Consider the following 20,117-nt stretch of genomic DNA (forward strand, 5'->3'; position numbering starts at 1 on the left):
TCCTCGCATGTTCGGCGTGATCGACCTCCCCACCTACCTCGCGGGCCTGACCCTGATCGTCCTGCTGCCCGGCCCCAACTCCCTCTACGTCCTCTCCGTGGCCGCTCGCCGTGGCGTGCGGGCGGGTTACACCGCCGCCGCGGGCGTGTGGTGCGGGGACACCGTGCTGATGACGCTGTCCGCCGCCGGCGTCGCCTCGCTGCTCCAGGGAAACGCCCTGCTGTTCGGGATCGTGAAGTACGCCGGTGCCGGATATCTGACCTGGCTGGCGATCGGGATGCTGCGGTCCGCGTGGCAGATGTGGCGGACCCGGCGGGAGCAGGCCCTGGAGGAGGCCGCGCCCGCCCGGACCGCCGACGAGCGGCCCTTCCGCCGTGCCTTCGTCGTCAGCCTCTTCAACCCGAAGGCGATCCTCTTCTTCGTCGCCTTCTTCGTGCAGTTCGTGGACCCGGGCTACGCCTACCCGGCGCTCTCCTTCGTCGTCCTCGGCACCCTCGCCCAGGTGGCCAGCTGCCTCTACCTCAGCGCGCTGATATTCGGCGGCACCCGCCTCGCCGCCGCCTTCCGGCGCCGCAGGCGGCTGTCGGCGACGGCCACCTCGGCGGCGGGTGCCCTGTTCCTCGGTTTCGCGGTGAAGCTGTCGCTGGCCGGCGCGTGACGCCTCGCCGGACCGTGGGCACCGGACGCCCCTGACGCCCGTCCCCGCACGTGCGACGGCCCGGGCATCCCTGCCCGGGCCGTCGCACATGCCCCGCTCTCAACCGGTCGGTACGCCGAACAGGAAGGCGAGCGCGCTCAGGACGATCGCGCCGACCGCGAACGCGGTGCCGAGGTCTCCGGGACCCGGCGGCAGCGGCGGCTGCGGCTGGGTGCGCTTGTACGTGACGTACCCGGCGAGGCAGGCGACGGCGAAGATCCACAAGTGCGCCGGGCTGTCGATGTGTAGCGTCATAGGCGGGCCCTTCGGTCCCGGGGTCCGCCCGTCGCGACTCCACATCTCGCGGGCGGACCCCTCGTGCCTGGACCACCACGGCTGTGGCGGCCCGGGTACGAGAGTCGGCCGCCTCGGCCCGTCCCGCATGTGCCGGACAACTTCCGGACAACCGGCGCCCTGGTCAGACCGCGGATCAACGCGGTTGAATTACCGGATAACGGCGGGTTGTCCGGGCCGGGCGGGGAGGGGGGCTGGGTGCCGCGACCGAAAAGCGGGATCAGGCGCGACGTCAGCGCCGAGATGCGCGCCCTCGCCCAGTTCCTGCGTGACTGCGTGGACGAATGCGGCATCACGCAGAAGGAGCTGGCCCTCACGATCAAGGTCTCCGAGCAGCGCCTCAGCGAGTTCATGCGCGGCGAGGTACTCCCCCTGCCCGACGTCGTCAAACGGATCGTGGCCGAGACCGTGCCCACGGCCCGCCGGCCCATGATGACCAGGCGGGCGGAGCGGCTGCACGGGGCGGCCGAGGCGGCACCCCACGCGCCGGCCCTGGTCCGCTCGGCGCGGCAGGTCGAGACGCTGCTGGCCCAGAAGGAGCGCCTGTTCCAGGACTTGGACGCGCTGCGCAGGGACGGCGCCCTCCTGGTGGCGTTCCTGATGCGCATGATCGCGCGGCTCGACCGGCAGTTGCGCGATCTCACGGCTGAGCGGGACGACCTGCGGCGCGACCGTACGGCGTACTCCGCCGAACTCGACGCGCTGGGCCGGGAACTGTGGCGCACCAAGCAGCAGCGCGAGCGGGCGGGCCAGAAGCTGGAGACCGCGCAGGAGCAGCGGGCCGAGGCCGAACAGCGCTGCGTCGCCGCGCAACTGGAGATCGAGGAGCTTCAGGCGGAACTCGCCAAGCTGCGCGCCGAGCAGGGCGCAACGGCCGGGGAAGCGGCCGACGGGACCCGGTCCACCTCACGCCAGGACGGCGTCACCGAACTGTCCGACGACATCGACGACGCCCTGTCGAAGATCGACACGGTCCTGCACACGCAGGCCGAGAACATACAGCGGCTCTCGGAACCCGAAGACGACACGCCGTCCGGTTATCCGCCGGACAACCCGGCGGCCGGTGACGACGGGTCCCGGCCCGACCGGCCCGACCGGACCGCTCGTGGCGCGGAGCCGGACAGCGCGCCCGAGGACCGGGCGGACGGAGCCGAGGCGGCGCCCCCGCCGCCCACGACCGCGGCCGAGGCCGCCGGCTGCGGCCCGCTCCACGTCCTGCGGTTCGCCGACACGCTCTGGCGCGACGGACAGCACGCCACGCTGGTCGCACAACTGGAGCGCGCCGTCGTGCTCCAGACGCCCGAGGAGATCGAGACGACCCGCGGGCTCCTGAAGGGGCTGAAGGACGGGCACGACATCCACAGCCTTCTCGAGAGCGTTCTGACGCGGCACAGCAGGCGCCCGCGGACCCCGGCGCCCCCGCCGCCGGAGTCTTCCGAGCCGACCACGCGACCGCCGGCGCCGGCCGGCTTCGTGGCCCTCACGGTCGCCCCGCACACATGCGGCACGGTCAGGCCCTGTCCCATCGAGGAGGCACCCGACACCCCGCCACGGCACAGCACCGCGGTCCGCGCGCTGCTCGACCGGCACCGTGCCGACACCCTCCTGCTCCCCGGCTCCTCGCCGGCGAGGCCGCCGATGCTGGACCGGCAGGACGAACGTGAGCGGCTGGTCCGCGTGCTCGCCCGGGGCCGGTCGGTGCGCCTGACCGGGGCGCGCGGATCCGGACGCACCACCCTGCTCGACTGGGTGGCCACCGACTGCTCCGGCATCGCCCCCGACGGCGTCGTACGTCTCTCCGGCCACGGCAAGGACGCCCCGGAGCTGCTGTACGAACTGTGTGCCGCCGTGTTCGACCTCAAGGGGCACCGGATCGGACGGGCGCGGCTCGACAAGCTCCTCCCGGAGATCGGGGCGATCGTCGTGGTCGACGACCTGGGGTTCGGCGGCGCCGAACTCGATGCGCTCCTCGATGCCACTCCCGAATGCGCGTTCCTGTTCTCCGCCACACCGCACACGCCCGAACCGTCGGGCGACGCGTACGTCCAGGAGGTCCACCTGAGCCCCCTCGGACCGGAGGCCGGGCGGGAGCTGCTGAGCTTGTCGGTGGGCCGCGAGCTGACGGAGAACGAGGGCTACTGGGCGACCGACGTCTGGTTCGTCACCGAGGGCCTGCCCCTGAGCCACGTCCAGGCCGGGGCGCTCCTGCGGTACCGCACGCACACGTCGCTGCCGCGCGTGGCCCACGCGGCCGCTCCCGCCGCCCTGCTCGCCTCCTGGCTGAGCGAGGACGCCCGCGAAGTGCTGCGGCTGGCCGTGGCCCTGGGCGGTGAGGTACCGCACCACTGGCACCTGCCGGTGCTCCTGGGCCGGCCCCACTCCGACACGGCCGTGGCCGAGCTGGCCCAGTGCGGGCTCGTCACCGCGGCCGGCGCGCGGTACCGGCTCGCGGACGGGGTCGTGGCCCAGTTGGAGGCGGAGGGCTACGGCGTGGGCGCGATCGACCGCCTGCGCTCCATCGGCGAGTACTACGCCTGGTACGCCGGGCACGCGGAGGTCACCTCCCATCACGTGGCCCTGGAGGCCCCCGCCGTCCTCGCCACGCTGGCCGGCCTCGGCGCTTCCGCCGGCCTGCCGTGTGCCGTGACGGCTGTGCAGCTCGCGCGGGCCGCCTCGGCGAAGCTCGCGGCCGCGGGGGCCTGGGACGCCTGGGGGCGTGCCCTGAACCACGGGCTGCACGCGGCCCACGGCCGGCGCGAGGCTGCCGCCGACGCGGCCTGTCTCCGGCACGAACTCGGTCTGCTGGCCCTGTGCCGCGGCGACGGCGACGCGGCCCGTGCGGCGCTGTCGGCGGCCGTCGACGCGCACACCTCCGTGTCGGACGCCGAAGGCGCGGAAAGAGGCCGCCGCGCCTTGCGGCTGCTGTCCGACCGCCGGGCCACCGAGCCGGTGGCGACGAGGCTCCACCTCGCCGCTCCCGCCCCCGCGTAGCCAAGGGCAGTGGACTAGGCCGCCGCGAGGGCTCCCGTGCGGTCCGCGTACTCCCGCAGGCCCTCCGTGGTGTCGCCCGCCCAGCCGACGTACCCGTCCGGCCGGACCAGGAAGACGCCCGGGCCGTAGGACTCCGGCGCCGACACCAGCGACCGGACCCCCGGCAGCGACGCTCCCAGCAGCGTCCAGTGCGGCCCCCGATACGCGTCGAAGAGCCGGGTGCCGTCCACCCGGCCGTCCGGCGCGCGGTCGCCCGCCCGGAGAGGGGCCGGAGCGGTACGGGCGTCCACGCTGAGCGACGACTCCCGGTAGCCCACCCCCAGTTGCACCGTCGCCTTCCCGCGCCGCACCTCCCCGCGGTGAACCGCCGTCGACAGCCCCAGCATGTCGGCCGCGTTGGCGCGCCGCTCCTCCTCGTAGGTGTCCAGCAGGGCCCGTGGCGCACCGTGCCGCAGGACCGCGCCCAGCTTCCAGCCCAGGTTGTAGGCGTCCTGGACACTGGTGTTCAGGCCCTGGCCGCCGGCCGGGGAGTGGACGTGCGCCGCGTCGCCCGCGAGGAACACCCGGCCCACCCGGAAGCGGTCGGCGAGACCGGTGCGCGGCCGGAAGTCGGAGATCCAGCGCAGCTCGGTCACGTCGTCGGCGTCCAGGTGCGTGTACGTGGCCACCAGCTCGCGGACGGCGTCCAGCGTCGGCTCGGTCCCGGTGCCCTCGGGCAGGCGGCCCTGGAGCTGGAAGTCGTCCGTGCCGGCGAGCGGGCACAGCGCGAGGCCGGTGTCCCCGGCCCCCGGGAAGATGTGCCAGTGGTCGCGGTCGAGGCCCGTCAGCCGGACGTCCGCGACCAGGCACGACGCCGGGTCGACCGGCTCCCCGGCCATGCCGACGCCCAGCGCGCGCCGGATCACCGAGCGGCCCCCGTCGGCCGCGACGACGTACCCCGCCCGAAGATCCGTGCCGTCGGCGAACCGCACGCTCACGCCGTCCGCGTCCTGCTCCAGACCCGTCACCTCGCGTCCGAACGCGACCCGGCCGCCCAGTTCCACCAGCCGCGCGTACAGCACCTCCTGGGTCCGCCACTGCGCGACCATCAGCGGCTCGGTGTAGGGCGTGCCCTCGTCCGCCGGGATCCTCTCGAACATCGGCTGCTCGCCGACCCGCTCGCCGTCCTTCCAGATCAGCCGGGCCGGGTAGGGGCCGCCGGCCGCCCGGATCGCGTCCAGCACGCCGAGGTCCTCGAAGACCTCCAGGGTGCGGGGCTGGATCCCCTTGCCGCGCGAGCCGGGGAAGAGTCCCTCCTCACGTTCCACCACCAGCGCCTCCACCCCGCGCCTGGCGAGGTCGATACCGAGGGCCAGACCCGTCGGACCCGCTCCCACGATCACGACATCCATCACATATCCCCTTAACGTCGTTAAGTGCGGTCGTCGGCAACCGTGCCCTTAACGCTGTTAAGCTGTCAAGTGTGAGCCCCGAGAAACGCGCCCCCCTGGACCGACGACGCGTCGCCGACACGGCGCTGCGGCTCCTGAACGAGGCCGGCCTGGAGGGGCTGACCCTGCGCGCCATCGCCAGGGAACTGGACGTCAAGGCGCCCGCCCTGTACTGGCACTTCAAGGACAAGCAGGCACTGCTGGACGAGATGGCGACGGAGATGTACCGGCGGATGGTCGCCGGCGTCACGCTCGACCCCGCCGACACCTGGCAGGAGCGGCTGCTGAAGGCCAACCGGGGGCTGCGGGCCGCGCTGCTCGGCTACCGCGACGGTGCCAGGGTCTTCAGCGGCTCACGCTTCACGGGCACGGACCACGCCCGCGAGATGGAGGCGACCCTGCGCCTGCTGACGGAGGCCGGCTTCACGCTCGCCCAGGCCGTCCACGCGGCCCGCGCCACGCACATGTACACCCTCGGCTTCCTCATCGAGGAACAGGGGGTCCAGCCGCTCCCGGACGAGCGCCGGGAGGGGTTCGACGTCGGGGAACGCGCCCGGCGGCTGGCCGGGTACCCGCTGGCCGCGGAGGCGGGGGAGCTGCTCTTCGACGGCTATGACGAGCAGTTCGAGGAGGGGCTGGCACTGGTGATCGCCGGCATCGGGGCGCGGTACGGGATGCGGTGAGCGCCGACCACGGTGGGCGGTATGCGCCGACGACGGTGGGCGGTATGCCGTACGCGGCACGGAAGGCGCGGGCGAAGCCGGTGGCGCGCGCGAACCCCACCGGGCGGCGATGACCTGGACGGGGGCGGCGCACGGGGCGGGGTCGGGCGACTTCATGCCGCCACTTCGCGTTCACCGGGCGTTCCGGCGGGGGTTGCCGCCCGGCGTCGAACACTTTCTACGGTCGCAGCGACCTGCCCCTGAGACGACCTGCCCAGAGAGCCCGGGTGTACGTGTGACCAACCGCTCCCCGAAACTGTCGGTGATCATCCCCTGTTTCAACGTCGAGACATATATTCCGGAGACGGTCGCCAGCCTCGTCAACAACGCCCGAAGCGACTTCGAGTTCCTGCTCGTCGAGGACCGGTCGACCAAGGACCGGACCTATGAGGCGTTGCTGGAACTGACGAAACGGCTGCCGAACAGCAGGGTGATCCGGCACGAGCAGAACGGTGGACTCGCCACCGCGCGCAACACCGGCATCGACGCGGCGGAGGGCCGCTACCTCACCTTCCTCGACGGCGACGACTGGCTCGCCCCCGGCTACCTCGAGAGCCTGGTGGACCACATCGAGCGCCTGGACGTCGACTTCGTCCGCACCGACCACGTCCAGGTGACCGGCGTGCAGCGCTCCGTCCACCGGGCCCCGGAAGGGCGCCGGAACATCCCGCTCGACCCGCGCGGCTCGATCCTCCCGGTCGGCGAGACGACCATGGTCGACTACCCGTACGCCTGGGCCGGCATCTACCACCGGCGGCTGCTCGACCGGGGTCTGCTGCGCTTCCACGACGGACTGCGCACCGCCGAGGACCGCCCCTGGATCTGGGAGCTGCACCGCAGGGCGGAGTCCTACGCCGTCGCCGGCCTGCGCGGCGTCTTCTACCGCCGGGGCGTCGCCAGCTCCCTCACCCAGATCGGCGACGTGCGCCAGCTGGACTTCTTCCGCTCCTTCGACCTCGTCCTCAGCGAACTCGCCGACGACCCCGAGGTCGGCACCCTGCGCAAGAAGGCCCTGCGCAACTACTGCGTCGTCATCGCCCACCAGCTCCTGACCCGCGACCGGTTCGAACGGAGCGTCGCCGCCAGGCTGCGGCAGCTGGCCGGCGAGGCGCTGGGGCGGATGGCGGAGGAAGAACTGAACGAGGCGCTCGTCGGCATGGGCGAGCAGCGCGTACACGTCCTGCGGCGCATACGCGGCGGCATGAAGGGAGTCGCCGCATGAGCGGCACGGACCGTACGGACACGTCAGCGGGCACGGGCTCGGCCATGGCCTGGGGCACGCCCCGCAGCGGCACCACCCAGATCTTCTTCTCGGCCACCCAGTACGCGGCCGCCACCGTCACCGCCGCCCTGCGCGCCGGACTCTTCGGCCCCCGCGCCGAGCACCGCCGCATCCTCGTCGTCAGCAACACGGCCGCCGTGCCCGAGGTCGGCACCCCGCTGGACCGGATGGCCGGGTTCGAGCGGCTGCGCCCCGAGTTCGACGAGGTCCGCTCCTGGAACGACTTCATCTCCCCGCACCACCCGGCCGGCTGGTCGCCGCGCGGCCAGGACCTGGTGCTGTGGGAGAAGGCCGTACGCCTCGCCTGGAACCTGGGCGACGAGCCGGTCGAGATCGCCTGCGAGTCGATCCAGGCCAACCCCTCCCGCGCGGTGGCCGACATCTTCACCGACAGCCCGATCCACGTGTACGCGGACGGCCTGATGAGCTACGGCCCCACCCGCAACCGCATCCCGCACCAGATGAGCAGCCGCATCGCGCGCGTGCTCCACCTCGACCTGATACCCGGCCTGCGTCCGATGCTGCTGGCCGAGTACGGGGTCGAGCCCGTGGCCGTGCCGAACGAGGCCATCGTCGAGGTCCTCGCCCACATCGGCGAGGAGGGCGCCGGCATCCTCGCCGACCGCATCCCCGCCGAGGACCGCCCCACCGCGGTCCTGCTCGGCCAGTACCTCTCGGCCATCGACCTGATCACCCAGGACGAGGAGGAGGAACTCCACGTCCGCATGCTGCGCGCCGCCGCCCGCGCCGGACACCGCGGCGTCCTCTTCAAGCCCCACCCCAGCGCCCCCTCCGTCTACAACCGGACGCTGGAGACGGAGGCCGCGGCCCTCGGCGTGCGGCTGACCGTCCTGAGCGAACCGGTGCTCGCCGAGACCGTGTTCGCCCACCTCCGGCCGGAACTGGTCATCGGCTGCTTCTCCACCGCGCTGATGACGGCCGCCGCCTTCTACGGCATCCCGGTCGCACGGGTCGGCACGGAACTGCTCCTGGACCGCATCACACCGTACGAGAACAGCAACCGCGTCCCGCTCACGATCATCGACGCGGCCCTGCCCGACGCGGAGCGCGACGAGGTCGGCACCCCGCTCCCGCTCGGCACGCTCGGCGGGGAACTCGGTCCGCTCGTTCGCACCGTCGGCTACTGCATGCAGTCCCGCAAGCACCCCGGCCTGCACGGGGAGGCGGCCGCCTGGCTCGCCGCGCACCTCGCCGGGCATCAGCGGTACTTCAAGAAGCGCCGCCTGACCGCGCTCCGCCTGCCCGGCGGCAGCCCCGTACGCGCCGAGGCCCTGCGCCGCCACCCGGCGGTGCGCAAGGCCGTGAAGCAGATCCGCGCACGTCAGCGGTAACCGCGTCCGGAAGACAGCCGGCGGCCGGCGGGAGCGATGGCTCCCGCCGGCCGCCGGCTTGCGTCCGCGGCGAGGACCGGCTCAGCGCACGGGGACGATCCGCGGCCGCTTCGTCGCCAGCGCCCGCTTCAGCCGGGGCCCGAACGGCCGCTCCACGAAGCGGTGCATCAGCCAGGCCAGCCCCAGCAGCCCGGCCACGGTCAGCACGAGCGTCGGATACGCGCCGAGGCCGACACCCCGGTGCAGCACCCGGATGACGAACCAGCCCAGGTGCTCGTGGATCAGGTAGAAGGGGTACGTCAGCGCCCCGGCCACCGTCAGCCAGCGCCAGTTCGCCCAGCGCATCCAGCCCAGCGCGACCACCGCGACCGCCGCGAAGGACAGGAAGACGATGCCCTGCACGACGTGCGGGTCGCGCGGGAAATCGCCGTGCATGCCCGGGTGCCACAGGGCCGTGACCGAGTAGCGCTGTCCCAGCAGGAAGGACATGCCGACGATGCCCCACAGCAGCAGGTCGCTGCCGAAGCGGTGGATCAGGTAGAGGGCCAGACCGCCGATGAAGTACGGCGCGTGGTCCCGCATCACCAGCTCGTCCGTGAGCGGGGTGTCGGCGACCCGGGCGAGCACGCCGGCCAGCGTCCACAGGATGCAGAAGGTCACCACACGCCGGTAGGTGACGCCACGCCAGATCACGAAGAGCGCGAAGAGCACGTAGAACCGCATCTCCACCCAGAGCGTCCAGCACACTCCCAGCACCCGCGGCACGCCCATCGGCTGCTGGAGCATGGTGAAGTTCATCAGGAACTCGTCCGATCTGAGCGGGTGCACCACCACCGGCAGCAGGACCGAGGCGGCGCCCACGAGGAACAGGGCCGCCCAGTAGGCCGGGTAGAGCCGGGAGACCCGGGAGCGGAAGAAGTCGCCGAGGGTGCGGCCCCAGCTGCTCATGCAGATGACGAAGCCGCTGATGACGAAGAAGAACTGGACGCCCAGGCAGCCGTAGGTCGCCGCCTGCGACAGGGTGGGGAACACGCCCGCCGGGGACCGGTGCCAGGAGTCGGCGACCTCGCCGTTCTTGCCGGCGAAGTGGTAGAGGCAGACCATCAGCGCGGCCAGCAGCCGCAGCCCGTCCAGGGCGCGCAGCCGGTCACCGGTGCGCTTGCGGGCGGGACTGGCCGGCACGGTGCCGGGGGCCGGCAGCCGTTCGGCGGGCAGCGCCCCGACGGTGCTCGCCGGTGCGAGGGTCTGGTCGGCCGGATTCATCGTGGGCCTCTCTCGGCGGGTGCGAAATCTGGTGTGTCGTCCATGAGTCAATGAAACGACGCTACGCAGCCCCGAAGGAGGAAAAGCGATTCAAAGTTGACGTGCGGCAATCGCACAGATGTCGCGTGGGTGAAAGGTGTGGCGCCTGCTTGACGTGGGGGCGGGGAAAAACGCGTCGCCCCCCGGTCGGGCAGGGAGCGACGCGTGGGAGGGCCGCGGACTCGACAACGCGCAGCAGGGCGGCGGAGTCGGCGACGCGTGGGAGGGCGGCGGACTCAGCGCCGCGTCAGCGCCCGGGCCCGGCGGGCGAGCCGGCGCACGGTCGCGTTGCGCGGGATGAACGACAGCTGCGCGGGCACCGCGCCCGGCAGGGCCAGCGCGGTCAGCCGGCGGCGCTTGAAGTAGCGCCAGGTGTGCGGGTCGAGGTGCCGGGCGAGGTACCGCTCGGCCGCCCCGCGCAGCTGGGGGTAGATCTTCGGCTGCATGGCGAAGCCCACCGCCCGCAGGAGCGCGGCCAGTTCGTCCACGCGGTCCCGTGAAGGCATCGACCAGCCGGACACGCCCGCGCCGTCCCCGAGGTCCGGCAGCAGCGCGTCCGCGATGGTGACCGGGACCCGGTTGCTGTTCTGGTACGGCGCGAGCCGGGCCAGTACGGTGTCGGTGCCGACGCGGGCGACGGGCAGCCCGTACAACGCGGCCGCCGTGAACAGCGCGGTGGAGAAGCAGCCCACGACCAGCGCGGGGCGCAGCCGCCGGAAGGCCACCTCGGCGAGCACGGGCACGTCCAGCAGTGTCAGTTCGGCGCCCAGCCGCTCCGCCTCCGCCTGGAGCAGCCGCGACCAGCGGGCGGGAGCCACCGGGTGCGGCTTGAACACCAGCCTGCGATGGCCGAGCGCCACCGCACCGCGCACCATCCGCAGGTGCAGCTCCTCCTCCTCGGCGGCGCTGAGGATCTCCAGCGCGGAGAGGTACTGGCCGAGGAGCAGCGCGGGCCGCGGCTCGCCGGTGCCCGGCAGCTCGGTGTCGTCCTCGGCGAGTTCCTCCAGCACCTTCAGGAACACCTCGGTGGGCACCAGTTCCGGCCGCACACCGAACTCGGTGAGCAGCAGCGGGGTCAGCCCGGGGACCAGGTCGAGGTGGAGCAGGCGTTCGATGCGCGTGCCGACCAGCGGGTCGATCTTGTCGCGCGTGGGGCCATAGCTTATGAGGCCGTCGGCGTAGACGTCGACGGGAGCGCCGGTGAACAGCTGGCACAGCGCGAGGGCCGGATTGACCTGCACGGACTCCACCGTGAGCCGGATCCGGTCGTCCCCGAGGTCCCACAGCAGCCGTACGTACCGCTCCCACATGGGGATGTCGTTGGCGCGCGGGCCCCAGCCGCTGGGGTGCAGGGGCGCGATGGTCTCGTTCCAGGACAGCACCGCGTCGAAGCGGTCGCCGATGCTCCGGAAGCCCGGCATCCGGTCCACGGACGGCGTGGTCTCGGGATTGGCCGCGTTGTTGGTGACGACGAGCAGCCGGCGGTCGGCCGGTTCGAACAGCCCGGCGTCGAGCGCGGCGGCCAGGGTGGCCGCCCCGTACAGCGTCGACGCGCAGAAGATGTGGGTGGTACGAGGCATCAGGCGGCCACCGTCCGAGCGGCCGCCGGACGGCGCCTGACCCGCCGCAGCCGGCTCGCGCGCTGCGGGTCCATCGAGTCCAGGACCTGGGCCAGCACGTCCTGCGGCAGTCTTCTCAGCGCCCCCGCGCTCAGGGAGCGCAATTGTCGAGCCACGGCGGGTTCGAACCTCTCGATCGATCCGAGATGATGAGCCATGATGGCGCAATAGGTGCGCACGGCTTTCGGTAGCAGCTTATCGGCCTCGGGATCCCGCGCCGTTTCCTCGATCACCTGGTCGAATGCGCGAATGAAATCCAGTTGTCGGACATCACCGATCTGAGTGAGTGACGAAGCGACGCCGCGCCGGTAATAGACGCCGAGCAGCCCGACGGCCGCGAAGGACTCCGCCTCCCGGTGCAGTTTCCAGATCCACGGCCGGTCCTCGGCCGTGCGCAGCCCGTGGGTGAAGTGCAGCAGCCCCCGGTCGACGAGCCGGCGGTGGTAGACACCCGCCCACGCGTACGCGTAGTCGACGGAGGTGGACCGGTCGGCGGGCAGGATCGCCTCCCGGGGATCCAGCACGACACCGCGGCGGCCCTGCGGCACCCGGTGGATGGACCGGTTCCGGCCGGTGCACTGCACATGGTCGGTACGGATGAAGTCGCAGCCCAGCTCGTCCATGGCGGCGACCAGCTGCGGGTAGTAGCCCGGAGCCAGCCAGTCGTCTCCGTCCAGGAACGTCAGGTACTCGCCGCGCGCCCGGTCGATACCGGTGTTGCGCGCGGTCGCGAGCCCTCCGTTCTGCTCGTGTCTGACCAGGACCGCGCCGGGCAGTTCGCGTTCCGCGCGCGCGAGGATCTCCGGTGTCTCGTCGCGCGAGCAGTCGTCGACGAGAATGAATTCGAAGTCCTCACGCGTGTTCGCACGCAGGCTCTTCAGCGTGTCTGGCGCGTATTGCTGGACGTTGTAGAAGGGCACGATGACCGAGAGCTTCACCACGCGGATGACGTTAGAGGGAAGCCCGGCCCGCGTCCTGACCGTCTCCTTGATTCCAGGTGAACTGCGCGTGGCAAAGCTGTGAACCAGGCTTTTTCCCGGCGTGATCGGAGCCTGATTCGCCATTCGGCGATGTGCTGTTAACCGTTTGTTGCATTCCGGTTGGGCGGAACCTCGGAATCGCTTCCTAGCGTCTTCGACGTGCCAGCAAGTGCTACGAAGTCCCTGCGGGTCGCCGTCCTCGCGGACTCCGACACCCGCTGGAAGTGGGGCGCGCTCACCGCGCAGCGCCTCACTCCCGCGGCTGCCGAGGTCCGGCTCGACGGCTACCTCCTGCGGGGACGCGCCACTCCAACCGCCCGCCAGCTCGGGGAAGTCGGCGTCCAGGCGGACTCCCTGCGCGAGGTCACCGGCGTCGAGTTCCTGAGCGCGATGACCGGGGAGCCGTACGACGTCCTCGTCCTCGCCCTGGTCGGCGGCGGCGTCCAGGCGATGCTGCACGGGCTGCGCGCCGCGTGGGGCTCCGGAAAGCGCCCCGTGGTCGTCACCGGCTACGTCGGAGTCGTCTACGAGAAGCTCGCCGACGGGCTGCTGCTGCGGCACGGCGCCGACCTCGTCCTCGCCAACTCCCGCCACGACGCGGACCGGTTCCGGTCCGTGTACGAGGGGGTGGGCGCCGACGCCTCCTCGGTCACCGAGGTCGCGCTGCCCTTCCTCGGCGGTGCGCCCTACGCCGGCGGACACGACCCGTTCACCGTGGTGTTCGCCGCCCAGCCGTCCGTGCCGGACAACCGCACAGACCGTGCCTACCTGCTCGACCGCCTCATCGGACACGCCCGCAAGCACCCCGAGCGCGAGGTGCTGCTGAAGCTGCGCTCCAAGCCCGGCGAACACACCACCCACATCGAGGAACTGCCGTACCAGAAGCTGGTGCAGGGCAAGGACCTGCCGGCCAACTTCCGCCTGGTGTACGGGCACATGGGCGAGGTGCTCGACCGCACCGACCTGCTGGTCACGGTCAGCTCCACCGCCGCCCTGGAGGCCCTGCACCGCCGCATCCCCACGGCCGTCCTCACCGACCTCGGGGTGCGTGAGGTGCTCGGCAACCACCACTTCACCGGCTCCGGCTGCCTCGCCTCCTGGGAGCAGCTCGACGCCGGGCACCGGCCGGTGCCGGACGAGGAGTGGGTGGCCCGGCAGGGTGTGGCCGCCGGGGGCGCCTCCTCGGGGGCGGGGTCGTACGCCACCGCGTTCGACACCGCCCGCGAGCGCATCGCCAAGCTGCTGGACCGGCCAGGGGGGCTGCCGCCCCTGAACCCCTACTACACCACCGAGACGGCGCCCGGCTATCTGCCCGGCATCCTCGCCCGCCACCACCTCGGCCCCGACGGCGTCCCGCTGCCCGGCGCGCCCGCCGCCGACAAGGCGCCCGGCCCCGTCCGGCAGATCGTGCGCCGCGCCGCGCGCGGCGCCTACCGGCACGGCGTCCAGCGGGTCGCCCCCGTGATCCGGCGGATGGGCGAACTGTGACCTCTTCGCAAGGAGTAGACCCCATGTCCCACTCGGAAGCCGGCCCAGGACCCTCGGTCCGCCGGGTGCTCGCGGTGATCCCGGCACGCGGCGGCTCCAAGGGCGTGCCCGCCAAGAACCTCGCCCCCGTCGGCGGTGTCCCGCTGGTGGCGCGCGCGGTGCGGGAGTGCCGGGCCACCCGGCTGGTGACCGATGTGGTCGTCTCCACCGACGACCAGGCCATCGCCGCCGCAGCCCGGGAGGCCGGCGCGGAGGTCGTGCTGCGGCCCGCCGCCATCGCGGGGGACACCGCCACCTCGGAGGCCGCGGTGGTGCACGCCATGGACACCCACGAGGCGCTGCACGGCGCCCCGGTCGACGTGGTCCTGCTCGTGCAGTGCACCAGCCCGTTCCTGCTCCGCGAGGACATCGACAAGGTGGCCGCCGCGGTGGCCGAGAAGGGCGCCGACACCGCCGTCACCGTGGCCCCCTTCCACGGCTTCGTCTGGCGCGAGGCCGACGCCGAGTCCGAGGGCGGGGTGGGCGTCAACCACGACAAGTCCTACCGTCCGCGCCGCCAGGACCGTCCCCAGGACTTCCTGGAGACCGGCGCCGCCTACGCGATGGACGCGGCCGGCTTCCGTGAGCACCGGCACCGCTTCTTCGGCCGGACCGAGCTGGTCCGCACCGACCCGGCCCGGGTGCTGGAGATCGACGACCCGCACGACCTGGCGCGGGCCCGGGCCCTCGCCCCCCTCTTCGACGCGGACCGTCCCGGTTCGCTGCCGACCGTCGACGACATCGACGCGGTCGTACTGGACTTCGACGGCACCCAGACCGACGACCGGGTGCTGATCGACTCCGACGGACGGGAGATCGTCGCCGTGCACCGCGGCGACGGACTCGGCATCGCGGCCCTCCGCAGGAGCGGCCTGAAGCTGCTGATCCTGTCCACGGAACAGAACCCCGTCGTCGCCGCCCGCGCACGGAAGCTGCGGATCCCCGTGCTGCACGGCATCGACCGGAAAGACCTCGCGCTGAAGCAGTGGTGCGAGGAGCAGGGCATCGCGCCGGAGCGCGTGCTCTACGTCGGCAACGACGTCAACGACCTCCCGTGCTTCGCCCTCGTCGGCTGGCCCGTGGCGGTCGCGAGCGCTCACGACGTCGTACGCGGCGCCGCACGCGCGGTCACCACCGTCCCCGGCGGTGACGGCGCCATCCGAGAGATCGCCAGCTGGATCCTCGGCCCCTCTCTCGATTCCCTCCCCAAGTAAGGACACCCCCCTGATGAGCACCAACTCCCGTCTGCGTACGTTCGGTTCGCGCGAGGTCGGCCCCGGCCGTCCCGTCTACATCTGCGGCGAGATCGGCATCAACCACAACGGTGAGCTGGAGAACGCGTTCAAGCTGATCGACGTGGCCGCCGAAGCCGGCTGCGACGCCGTGAAGTTCCAGAAGCGCACCCCCGAGATCTGCACCCCCCGCGACCAGTGGGACATCGAGCGCGACACCCCCTGGGGCCGGATGACCTACATCGACTACCGCCACCGCGTGGAGTTCGGCGAGGACGAGTACCGCCGGATCGACGAGTACTGCAAGGAGAAGGGGATCGACTGGTTCGCCTCCCCGTGGGACACCGAGGCCGTCGCCTTCCTGGAGAAGTTCGACGTCCCCGCCCACAAGGTGGCCTCCGCCTCCCTGACCGACGACGAACTGCTGCGCGCCCTGCGCGGCACCGGCCGCTCGGTCATCCTCTCCACCGGCATGTCCACCCCGAAGCAGATCCGCCACGCGGTCGAGGTCCTCGGCAGCGACAACATCCTCATGTGCCACGCCACCTCCACCTACCCGGCCAAGGCCGAGGAGCTGAACCTCCGCGTGATCAACACGCTGGAGAAGGAGTTCCCGAACGTCCCGATCGGCTACTCCGGCCACGAGACCGGCCTCCAGACCACCCTCGCCGCGGTCGCGCTCGGGGCGACCTTCGTCGAGCGCCACATCACCCTCGACCGCGCCATGTGGGGCTCCGACCAGGCCGCCTCGGTGGAGCCGCAGGGCCTCGTCCGCCTCGTCCGCGACATCCGCACCATCGAGGCCTCCCTCGGTGACGGCGTCAAGAAGGTGTACGAGTCCGAGCAGGGCCCGATGAAGAAGCTGCGCCGCGTCGCCGGCGTCGTCGCCGAGGCGGAGATCGCCGCGGCGGCGGGCGAGCCGGTCTCGGTCTGAGCGCCCTGATCGCCTCAGTTTCCTTACGACGGGACGGTCGTACGCCGATGAGCCCCCGCGCCGGTCAGGCCGGCCACCCTGCCCGCACGCTCGCCTTCGTGGAGAGCCCGGTACAGCTGCTGAACGTACTGGAGTGGGCGCACCTGAACGGCCGGCGCGGCGGCGCCGAGCCGGAACGGCCGGTCGTGCCCGCTCAGGCCCGGCGGGCGCCGGCCGGATCACCGCCGGCCGACGCGGAGCTCACCGTCGTGGTCCTCTCCCCGACGGACCCCATGACCCGGGGCCAGCTGCGCCGTATGGCGGACCTGGCCCGGGACGAGGGGTACCGGGTGCGCTGGGAGGAGGCGCGGGGCGGTACGACCGCGCCCTTCCACACGATCGGCGGCCTGGCGGGTTCCCTCCGCCGGGCCGACCGCATCGTCATGGGGGACCCGTTCTCCCGCTACGTACAGCTCCTGCTGACCATCACCCGGGCCAAGGACCTGGTCGTGGTCGACGACGGCACGGCGACGATGGAGTTCGTCGCCCAGCTGGCCCGCGGCGAACGCCTGGTCCGCTGGCACCGCAAGGGCGGCCGGCCCGGCCCCCGCGACCTGCTCTTCGCGCCGGTCTCCTCCTCCGCCCGGCGCCGCCTCACCCCGAGCGACGGCCGGCGCGTCGAGGTCTTCTCCTCCATGCCGGTGACCGAGACCCCCGAGGGCGTCACCGTCACCGCCAACGACTTCGCCTGGACCCGCGCCCGCTTCGGGCCGCCGCGCATCACCAAGGGCGCGGACATGGTCGGCACCTCCCTGGTGGAGACCGGGGTGGTGGACGGCGACCGCTATCTGGAGGCCGTCCGCGCCCTGGCCAAGGCGCACGGCGCCGCCCGCTACTTCGCCCACCGCCGCGAGAGCACCGACAAGCTGCACCGCCTGGCCGTCGAGACGGGTCTGGAGATAGTGCGTCCGGACCTCCCGCTGGAACTGATCGCCCGCCGTGGTCCCATCGGCCGGACGATCCTCAGCTTCCCCTCCACGGTCGTCCACACCCTCCCGCTGGCCCTGGCCGGCACGGGGGTTCGGGTCGCCGTCTGCGACATCGACCCCGCCTGGCTCACGGAGACGGCCTCCCCCCGGGCCCAGGGCTTCCTGTCGGGAGTGACGGGCACGGCCCGGGACGTCCACCGCCTGGCAGCGGTAGCGCCGGCGTAACCGGTCCGGTCGCCTGGATCCTCCACCGCCTGTCCGGCCGCGCCGCGGGAGCGGAGCGGCCGGACAGGCGGGCGTGCTTGCCGTGCCCACTGGTCCGTCGGCAATTCCGCTGCCTGGCACAGTCGGTGAAATACCTCGGTCACGGGTATGAGTACGCGTACTCAGGTGCCGCCTGATCACCCCCCATAAGGTCCTTCACGTTGCGCACCGACCATGCGCGATGAGGCAGCGGTCCGCCGCGATCGGGGAAACGGGGACGTCACGTAGGTCGGCACCAGTACCTCGAGCGACGCCGCCGACGAGCTGGAGAAGATTCGCCGAGATGCTGAAAAGGGAACGGCCCAAGCTCGGTCTCCGGCTGCCACAAGGTGCCCGAGGGACAGAAGGACGAGCACTTCTGGAAGGTTCGGGAAAGATGAGATCCCTGGACGACGGGCGACAGAGTGGCGAAGCCCGGGCTCTTGACGTGAAGATCAAGCTGGGCGTCCTCGCGGTCGCCGTGTCCCTGGCGCTCACCACCCTCACCGGATGCGACTCGGCCGGTGACGATTCGGACGTCCCGTCCGCCGGCACGAGCACCTCGGGTGACGCCGCGGACGCTGTGGAAGCTGTCTCCAGCGGTATCCGCGAGCTGATCGGTGTCGAGGGGAGGACGTCCGACAGCCACGGGACGGTGACGGAGTGTTCCGGCAAGGACCCGGACACGTACTTCCGGATCCTCCATCCGTGGAGCTTCACCCCTACGGCCCCCGGCGACCTCGGAGCGGCCATGCAGCGGCTCAGGGCGGCACTGCCGAAGCACGGCTGGAAGATCGTGGAGTACGGGCCGGACACCAGCAGGAACAAGAACGTGCAGCTCACGGCCGACAACGACGCGCAGAAGGCCGGCGTGCACATCGTCCGGACGGACAAGGACGAGCCCCCGATGCTGAGCGTGGATGTCGTCTCCGGCTGCTACCGGGTACCCGACGGCCAGAAGGTCGAGCACTTCTAGCGGCCCGGCGGCCTCGGCCCCCTGCGCGCGGTCGAGACGGTCACGCCCGCCGACGCCTCCGTGAGCCGGGTCACCGTGGGTCCGGTTCCTGGACATGACGCGCGTGACACCGGTGATGCGTGGTATGCGTGGAAGGAGGAAAACAGAGGTCTTACCCATCACAGTCCGACGCCATGCGCTCGCCGGTCAGATTTTCTTCCCCTAACGGGCTGAACTTTTGTTGATCGAGGGGTAGTTGATCAGTGGGCGTCCTACCCTTCAGAGGGTGAAGCAATTGATGTCCCTAGAGTCCGAGGCCGGCCTCCCGGGGGATGTGCTCCCCGGTGTGCTGAGCGAGTCCCTGCACGACGAACTCGTCGCCTTCCGTCGCGACTTGCACATGCACCCGGAACTGGGCAACCAGGAGTTCCGCACCACCGCCGCGATCAAGGCGCGGCTGGAGCAGGCCGGGCTCAAGCCCCGCGTCCTCAGCGCTGGAACCGGACTCGTGTGCGACATCGGGCTCGCGGAGGGCGAGCGGCCGGCCGAACCGCTGCTGGCACTGCGCGCCGACATCGACGCCCTGCCCATCCCGGACACCAAGACCGAATGCCCCTACCGGTCGACCGTGCCGGACCGGGCCCACGCCTGTGGGCACGACGTGCACACCACCGTCGTCCTCGGCACCGGACTGGTCCTCGCCGACCTGCACGCCAAGGGCCTGCTGCCGCGCCCGGTGCGGCTGCTGTTCCAGCCCGCCGAGGAGGTGCTGCCCGGCGGCGCCCTGGACGCCATCGCGGACGGCGTGCTCGAGGGGGTGGCCCGGATCCTCGCCGTGCACTGCGACCCCAGGGTGGAGGCCGGGAGGATCGGGCTGCGGCACGGACCGATCACCAGCGCCTGCGACCGGCTGGAGATCGCGCTCGACGGAGCCGGCGGCCACACCGCCCGTCCCCACCTCACCACCGACCTGGTCACCGCCGCCGCCCGGGTCGCCGTCGACGTCCCCGCGCTGATCGCCCGCCGGGTCGACACCCGCGCGGGTCTCGCCGTCACCTGGGGCCGCATCGAGTCGGGCCACGCCCCGAACGTGATCCCGCAGCACGCCGAGCTGTCCGGGACCGTGCGCTGCCTGGACCTGGACGCCTGGCGGCAGGCCCCCGACATCGTGCACGCGGCCATCGACGAGGTCGCCACCCTGCACCGGGCCAAATCCGAGATCAACTACATGCGCGGGGTGCCGCCCGTCGTCAACGACCGGGAGTCCACCGAGCTGCTCCGCCGGGCCATGGTCGCGCGGCGCGGCATGAAGTCCGTCGAGAGCACCGAGCAGAGCCTCGGCGGCGAGGACTTCTCCTGGTACCTGGAGCACGTGCCCGGCGCGCTGGCCCGTCTCGGTGTGCGCCGGCCCGGCGAGCGCACCGTGCGCGATCTCCACCAGGGCGATTTCGACGCCGACGAGCACGCGATCACGGTCGGCGTGGAGATGTTCACCGCCGCCGCCTTCCTGGACACCAACGGCACGCGAAGCTGACCGTGCGGCCCCCTCGGGGGCCGTTCCCCTGTCCGGCGCAACACAAAAGCAAGCC

16 protein-coding genes are annotated in these 20,117 nt (G+C 72.1%); 11 read left to right on the forward strand and 5 right to left on the reverse strand.

The features are described 5' to 3' along the window. Positions 1-7 precede the first annotated feature (7 nt). On the forward strand, positions 8-658 hold the full coding sequence (leuE, locus tag JK361_RS14425; RefSeq protein WP_201817109.1) for a leucine efflux protein LeuE: 651 nt from the start codon (positions 8-10) through the stop codon (positions 656-658). A gap of 99 nt (positions 659-757) precedes the next feature. Here leuE and JK361_RS14430 read toward each other — a convergent pair whose 3' ends face one another. Next, positions 758-952, reverse strand: a complete 195-nt coding sequence (locus JK361_RS14430; protein ID WP_201817112.1) for a hypothetical protein — start codon at positions 950-952, stop codon at positions 758-760. A 237-nt stretch (positions 953-1,189) separates the two neighbouring features. Here JK361_RS14430 and JK361_RS14435 point away from each other — a divergent pair, with 237 nt between their 5' ends. Continuing rightward, on the forward strand, positions 1,190-3,982 hold the full coding sequence (locus tag JK361_RS14435; protein WP_201817120.1) for a helix-turn-helix domain-containing protein: 2,793 nt from the start codon (positions 1,190-1,192) through the stop codon (positions 3,980-3,982). A 14-nt stretch (positions 3,983-3,996) separates the two neighbouring features. Here JK361_RS14435 and JK361_RS14440 read toward each other — a convergent pair whose 3' ends face one another. Next, positions 3,997-5,373: an FAD-dependent monooxygenase gene (locus JK361_RS14440; protein WP_201817124.1), complete on the reverse strand. Its 1,377-nt coding sequence runs from the start codon at positions 5,371-5,373 to the stop codon at positions 3,997-3,999. A gap of 71 nt (positions 5,374-5,444) precedes the next feature. On the opposite strand from JK361_RS14440, the gene JK361_RS14445 reads away from it, so the two are divergent. From JK361_RS14445 to JK361_RS14455, 3 genes are all read left to right on the forward strand, one after another. Then, entirely contained in the window at positions 5,445-6,095 is a 651-nt protein-coding gene (locus tag JK361_RS14445; RefSeq protein WP_201817126.1) for a TetR/AcrR family transcriptional regulator C-terminal domain-containing protein, read from the forward strand. A 274-nt stretch (positions 6,096-6,369) separates the two neighbouring features. Next, positions 6,370-7,356 carry a glycosyltransferase family 2 protein gene (locus JK361_RS14450; protein WP_307787252.1) on the forward strand — a complete coding sequence of 329 codons (987 nt, stop codon included), beginning with the start codon at positions 6,370-6,372 and terminating at the stop codon, positions 7,354-7,356. Between the two features lie 44 nt (positions 7,357-7,400). Then, on the forward strand, positions 7,401-8,768 hold the full coding sequence (locus JK361_RS14455; RefSeq protein ID WP_201817613.1) for a polysialyltransferase family glycosyltransferase: 1,368 nt from the start codon (positions 7,401-7,403) through the stop codon (positions 8,766-8,768). A gap of 81 nt (positions 8,769-8,849) precedes the next feature. Here JK361_RS14455 and JK361_RS14460 read toward each other — a convergent pair whose 3' ends face one another. The 3 genes from JK361_RS14460 to JK361_RS14470 all read right to left on the reverse strand — a co-directional run bounded on the left by JK361_RS14460 (position 8,850) and on the right by JK361_RS14470 (position 12,630). Next, positions 8,850-10,031, reverse strand: a complete 1,182-nt coding sequence (locus JK361_RS14460) for an acyltransferase family protein (protein WP_201817128.1) — start codon at positions 10,029-10,031, stop codon at positions 8,850-8,852. Between the two features lie 275 nt (positions 10,032-10,306). Continuing rightward, positions 10,307-11,650, reverse strand: coding sequence for a polysialyltransferase family glycosyltransferase (locus tag JK361_RS14465; RefSeq protein WP_201817130.1), 1,344 nt, complete (start codon positions 11,648-11,650; stop codon positions 10,307-10,309). Beyond that, positions 11,650-12,630 carry a glycosyltransferase family 2 protein gene (locus JK361_RS14470; RefSeq protein WP_201817133.1) on the reverse strand — a complete coding sequence of 327 codons (981 nt, stop codon included), beginning with the start codon at positions 12,628-12,630 and terminating at the stop codon, positions 11,650-11,652. The genes JK361_RS14465 and JK361_RS14470 overlap by 1 nt, the downstream gene beginning before the upstream one ends. A gap of 198 nt (positions 12,631-12,828) precedes the next feature. Here JK361_RS14470 and JK361_RS14475 point away from each other — a divergent pair, with 198 nt between their 5' ends. The 6 genes from JK361_RS14475 (at position 12,829) to JK361_RS14500 (ending at position 20,062) form a co-directional block, all read left to right on the forward strand. Beyond that, on the forward strand, positions 12,829-14,157 hold the full coding sequence (locus JK361_RS14475) for a DUF6716 putative glycosyltransferase (protein ID WP_201817135.1): 1,329 nt from the start codon (positions 12,829-12,831) through the stop codon (positions 14,155-14,157). A gap of 23 nt (positions 14,158-14,180) precedes the next feature. Next, positions 14,181-15,410: an N-acylneuraminate cytidylyltransferase gene (locus tag JK361_RS14480; protein ID WP_201817138.1), complete on the forward strand. Its 1,230-nt coding sequence runs from the start codon at positions 14,181-14,183 to the stop codon at positions 15,408-15,410. Positions 15,411-15,423: 13 nt separating this feature from the next. After that, positions 15,424-16,362, forward strand: a complete 939-nt coding sequence (locus tag JK361_RS14485) for an N-acetylneuraminate synthase family protein (RefSeq protein WP_201817139.1) — start codon at positions 15,424-15,426, stop codon at positions 16,360-16,362. A gap of 47 nt (positions 16,363-16,409) precedes the next feature. Beyond that, positions 16,410-17,555 carry a hypothetical protein gene (locus JK361_RS14490; protein ID WP_201817140.1) on the forward strand — a complete coding sequence of 382 codons (1,146 nt, stop codon included), beginning with the start codon at positions 16,410-16,412 and terminating at the stop codon, positions 17,553-17,555. A 415-nt stretch (positions 17,556-17,970) separates the two neighbouring features. Then, positions 17,971-18,549, forward strand: coding sequence for a hypothetical protein (locus tag JK361_RS14495; RefSeq protein WP_236052924.1), 579 nt, complete (start codon positions 17,971-17,973; stop codon positions 18,547-18,549). Positions 18,550-18,826: 277 nt separating this feature from the next. Then, positions 18,827-20,062, forward strand: a complete 1,236-nt coding sequence (locus tag JK361_RS14500; protein WP_201817146.1) for an amidohydrolase — start codon at positions 18,827-18,829, stop codon at positions 20,060-20,062. Positions 20,063-20,117: the final 55 nt, after the last annotated feature.

It is taken from the genome of Streptomyces musisoli (genome assembly GCF_016741855.1).
GTDB classification, from domain to species: Bacteria; Actinomycetota; Actinomycetes; order Streptomycetales; family Streptomycetaceae; genus Streptomyces; species Streptomyces musisoli.

Bases quoted from the DNA above. Each gene is read 5' to 3' on its own strand.
- JK361_RS14495 (WP_236052924.1), top strand. From the start codon at position 17,971: ATGAGATCCCTGGACGACGGGCGACAGAGTGGCGAAGCCCGGGCTCTT.
- JK361_RS14430 (WP_201817112.1), bottom strand. From the start codon at position 952: ATGACGCTACACATCGACAGCCCGGCGCACTTGTGGATCTTCGCCGTC.
- JK361_RS14480 (WP_201817138.1), top strand. From the start codon at position 14,181: ATGTCCCACTCGGAAGCCGGCCCAGGACCCTCGGTCCGCCGGGTGCTC.
- JK361_RS14485 (WP_201817139.1), top strand. From the start codon at position 15,424: ATGAGCACCAACTCCCGTCTGCGTACGTTCGGTTCGCGCGAGGTCGGC.
- JK361_RS14500 (WP_201817146.1), top strand. From the start codon at position 18,827: ATGTCCCTAGAGTCCGAGGCCGGCCTCCCGGGGGATGTGCTCCCCGGT.
- JK361_RS14440 (WP_201817124.1), bottom strand. From the start codon at position 5,373: ATGGATGTCGTGATCGTGGGAGCGGGTCCGACGGGTCTGGCCCTCGGT.
- JK361_RS14490 (WP_201817140.1), top strand. From the start codon at position 16,410: ATGAGCCCCCGCGCCGGTCAGGCCGGCCACCCTGCCCGCACGCTCGCC.
- JK361_RS14460 (WP_201817128.1), bottom strand. From the start codon at position 10,031: ATGAATCCGGCCGACCAGACCCTCGCACCGGCGAGCACCGTCGGGGCG.
- JK361_RS14465 (WP_201817130.1), bottom strand. From the start codon at position 11,650: ATGCCTCGTACCACCCACATCTTCTGCGCGTCGACGCTGTACGGGGCG.
- leuE (WP_201817109.1), top strand. From the start codon at position 8: ATGTTCGGCGTGATCGACCTCCCCACCTACCTCGCGGGCCTGACCCTG.
- JK361_RS14455 (WP_201817613.1), top strand. From the start codon at position 7,401: ATGGCCTGGGGCACGCCCCGCAGCGGCACCACCCAGATCTTCTTCTCG.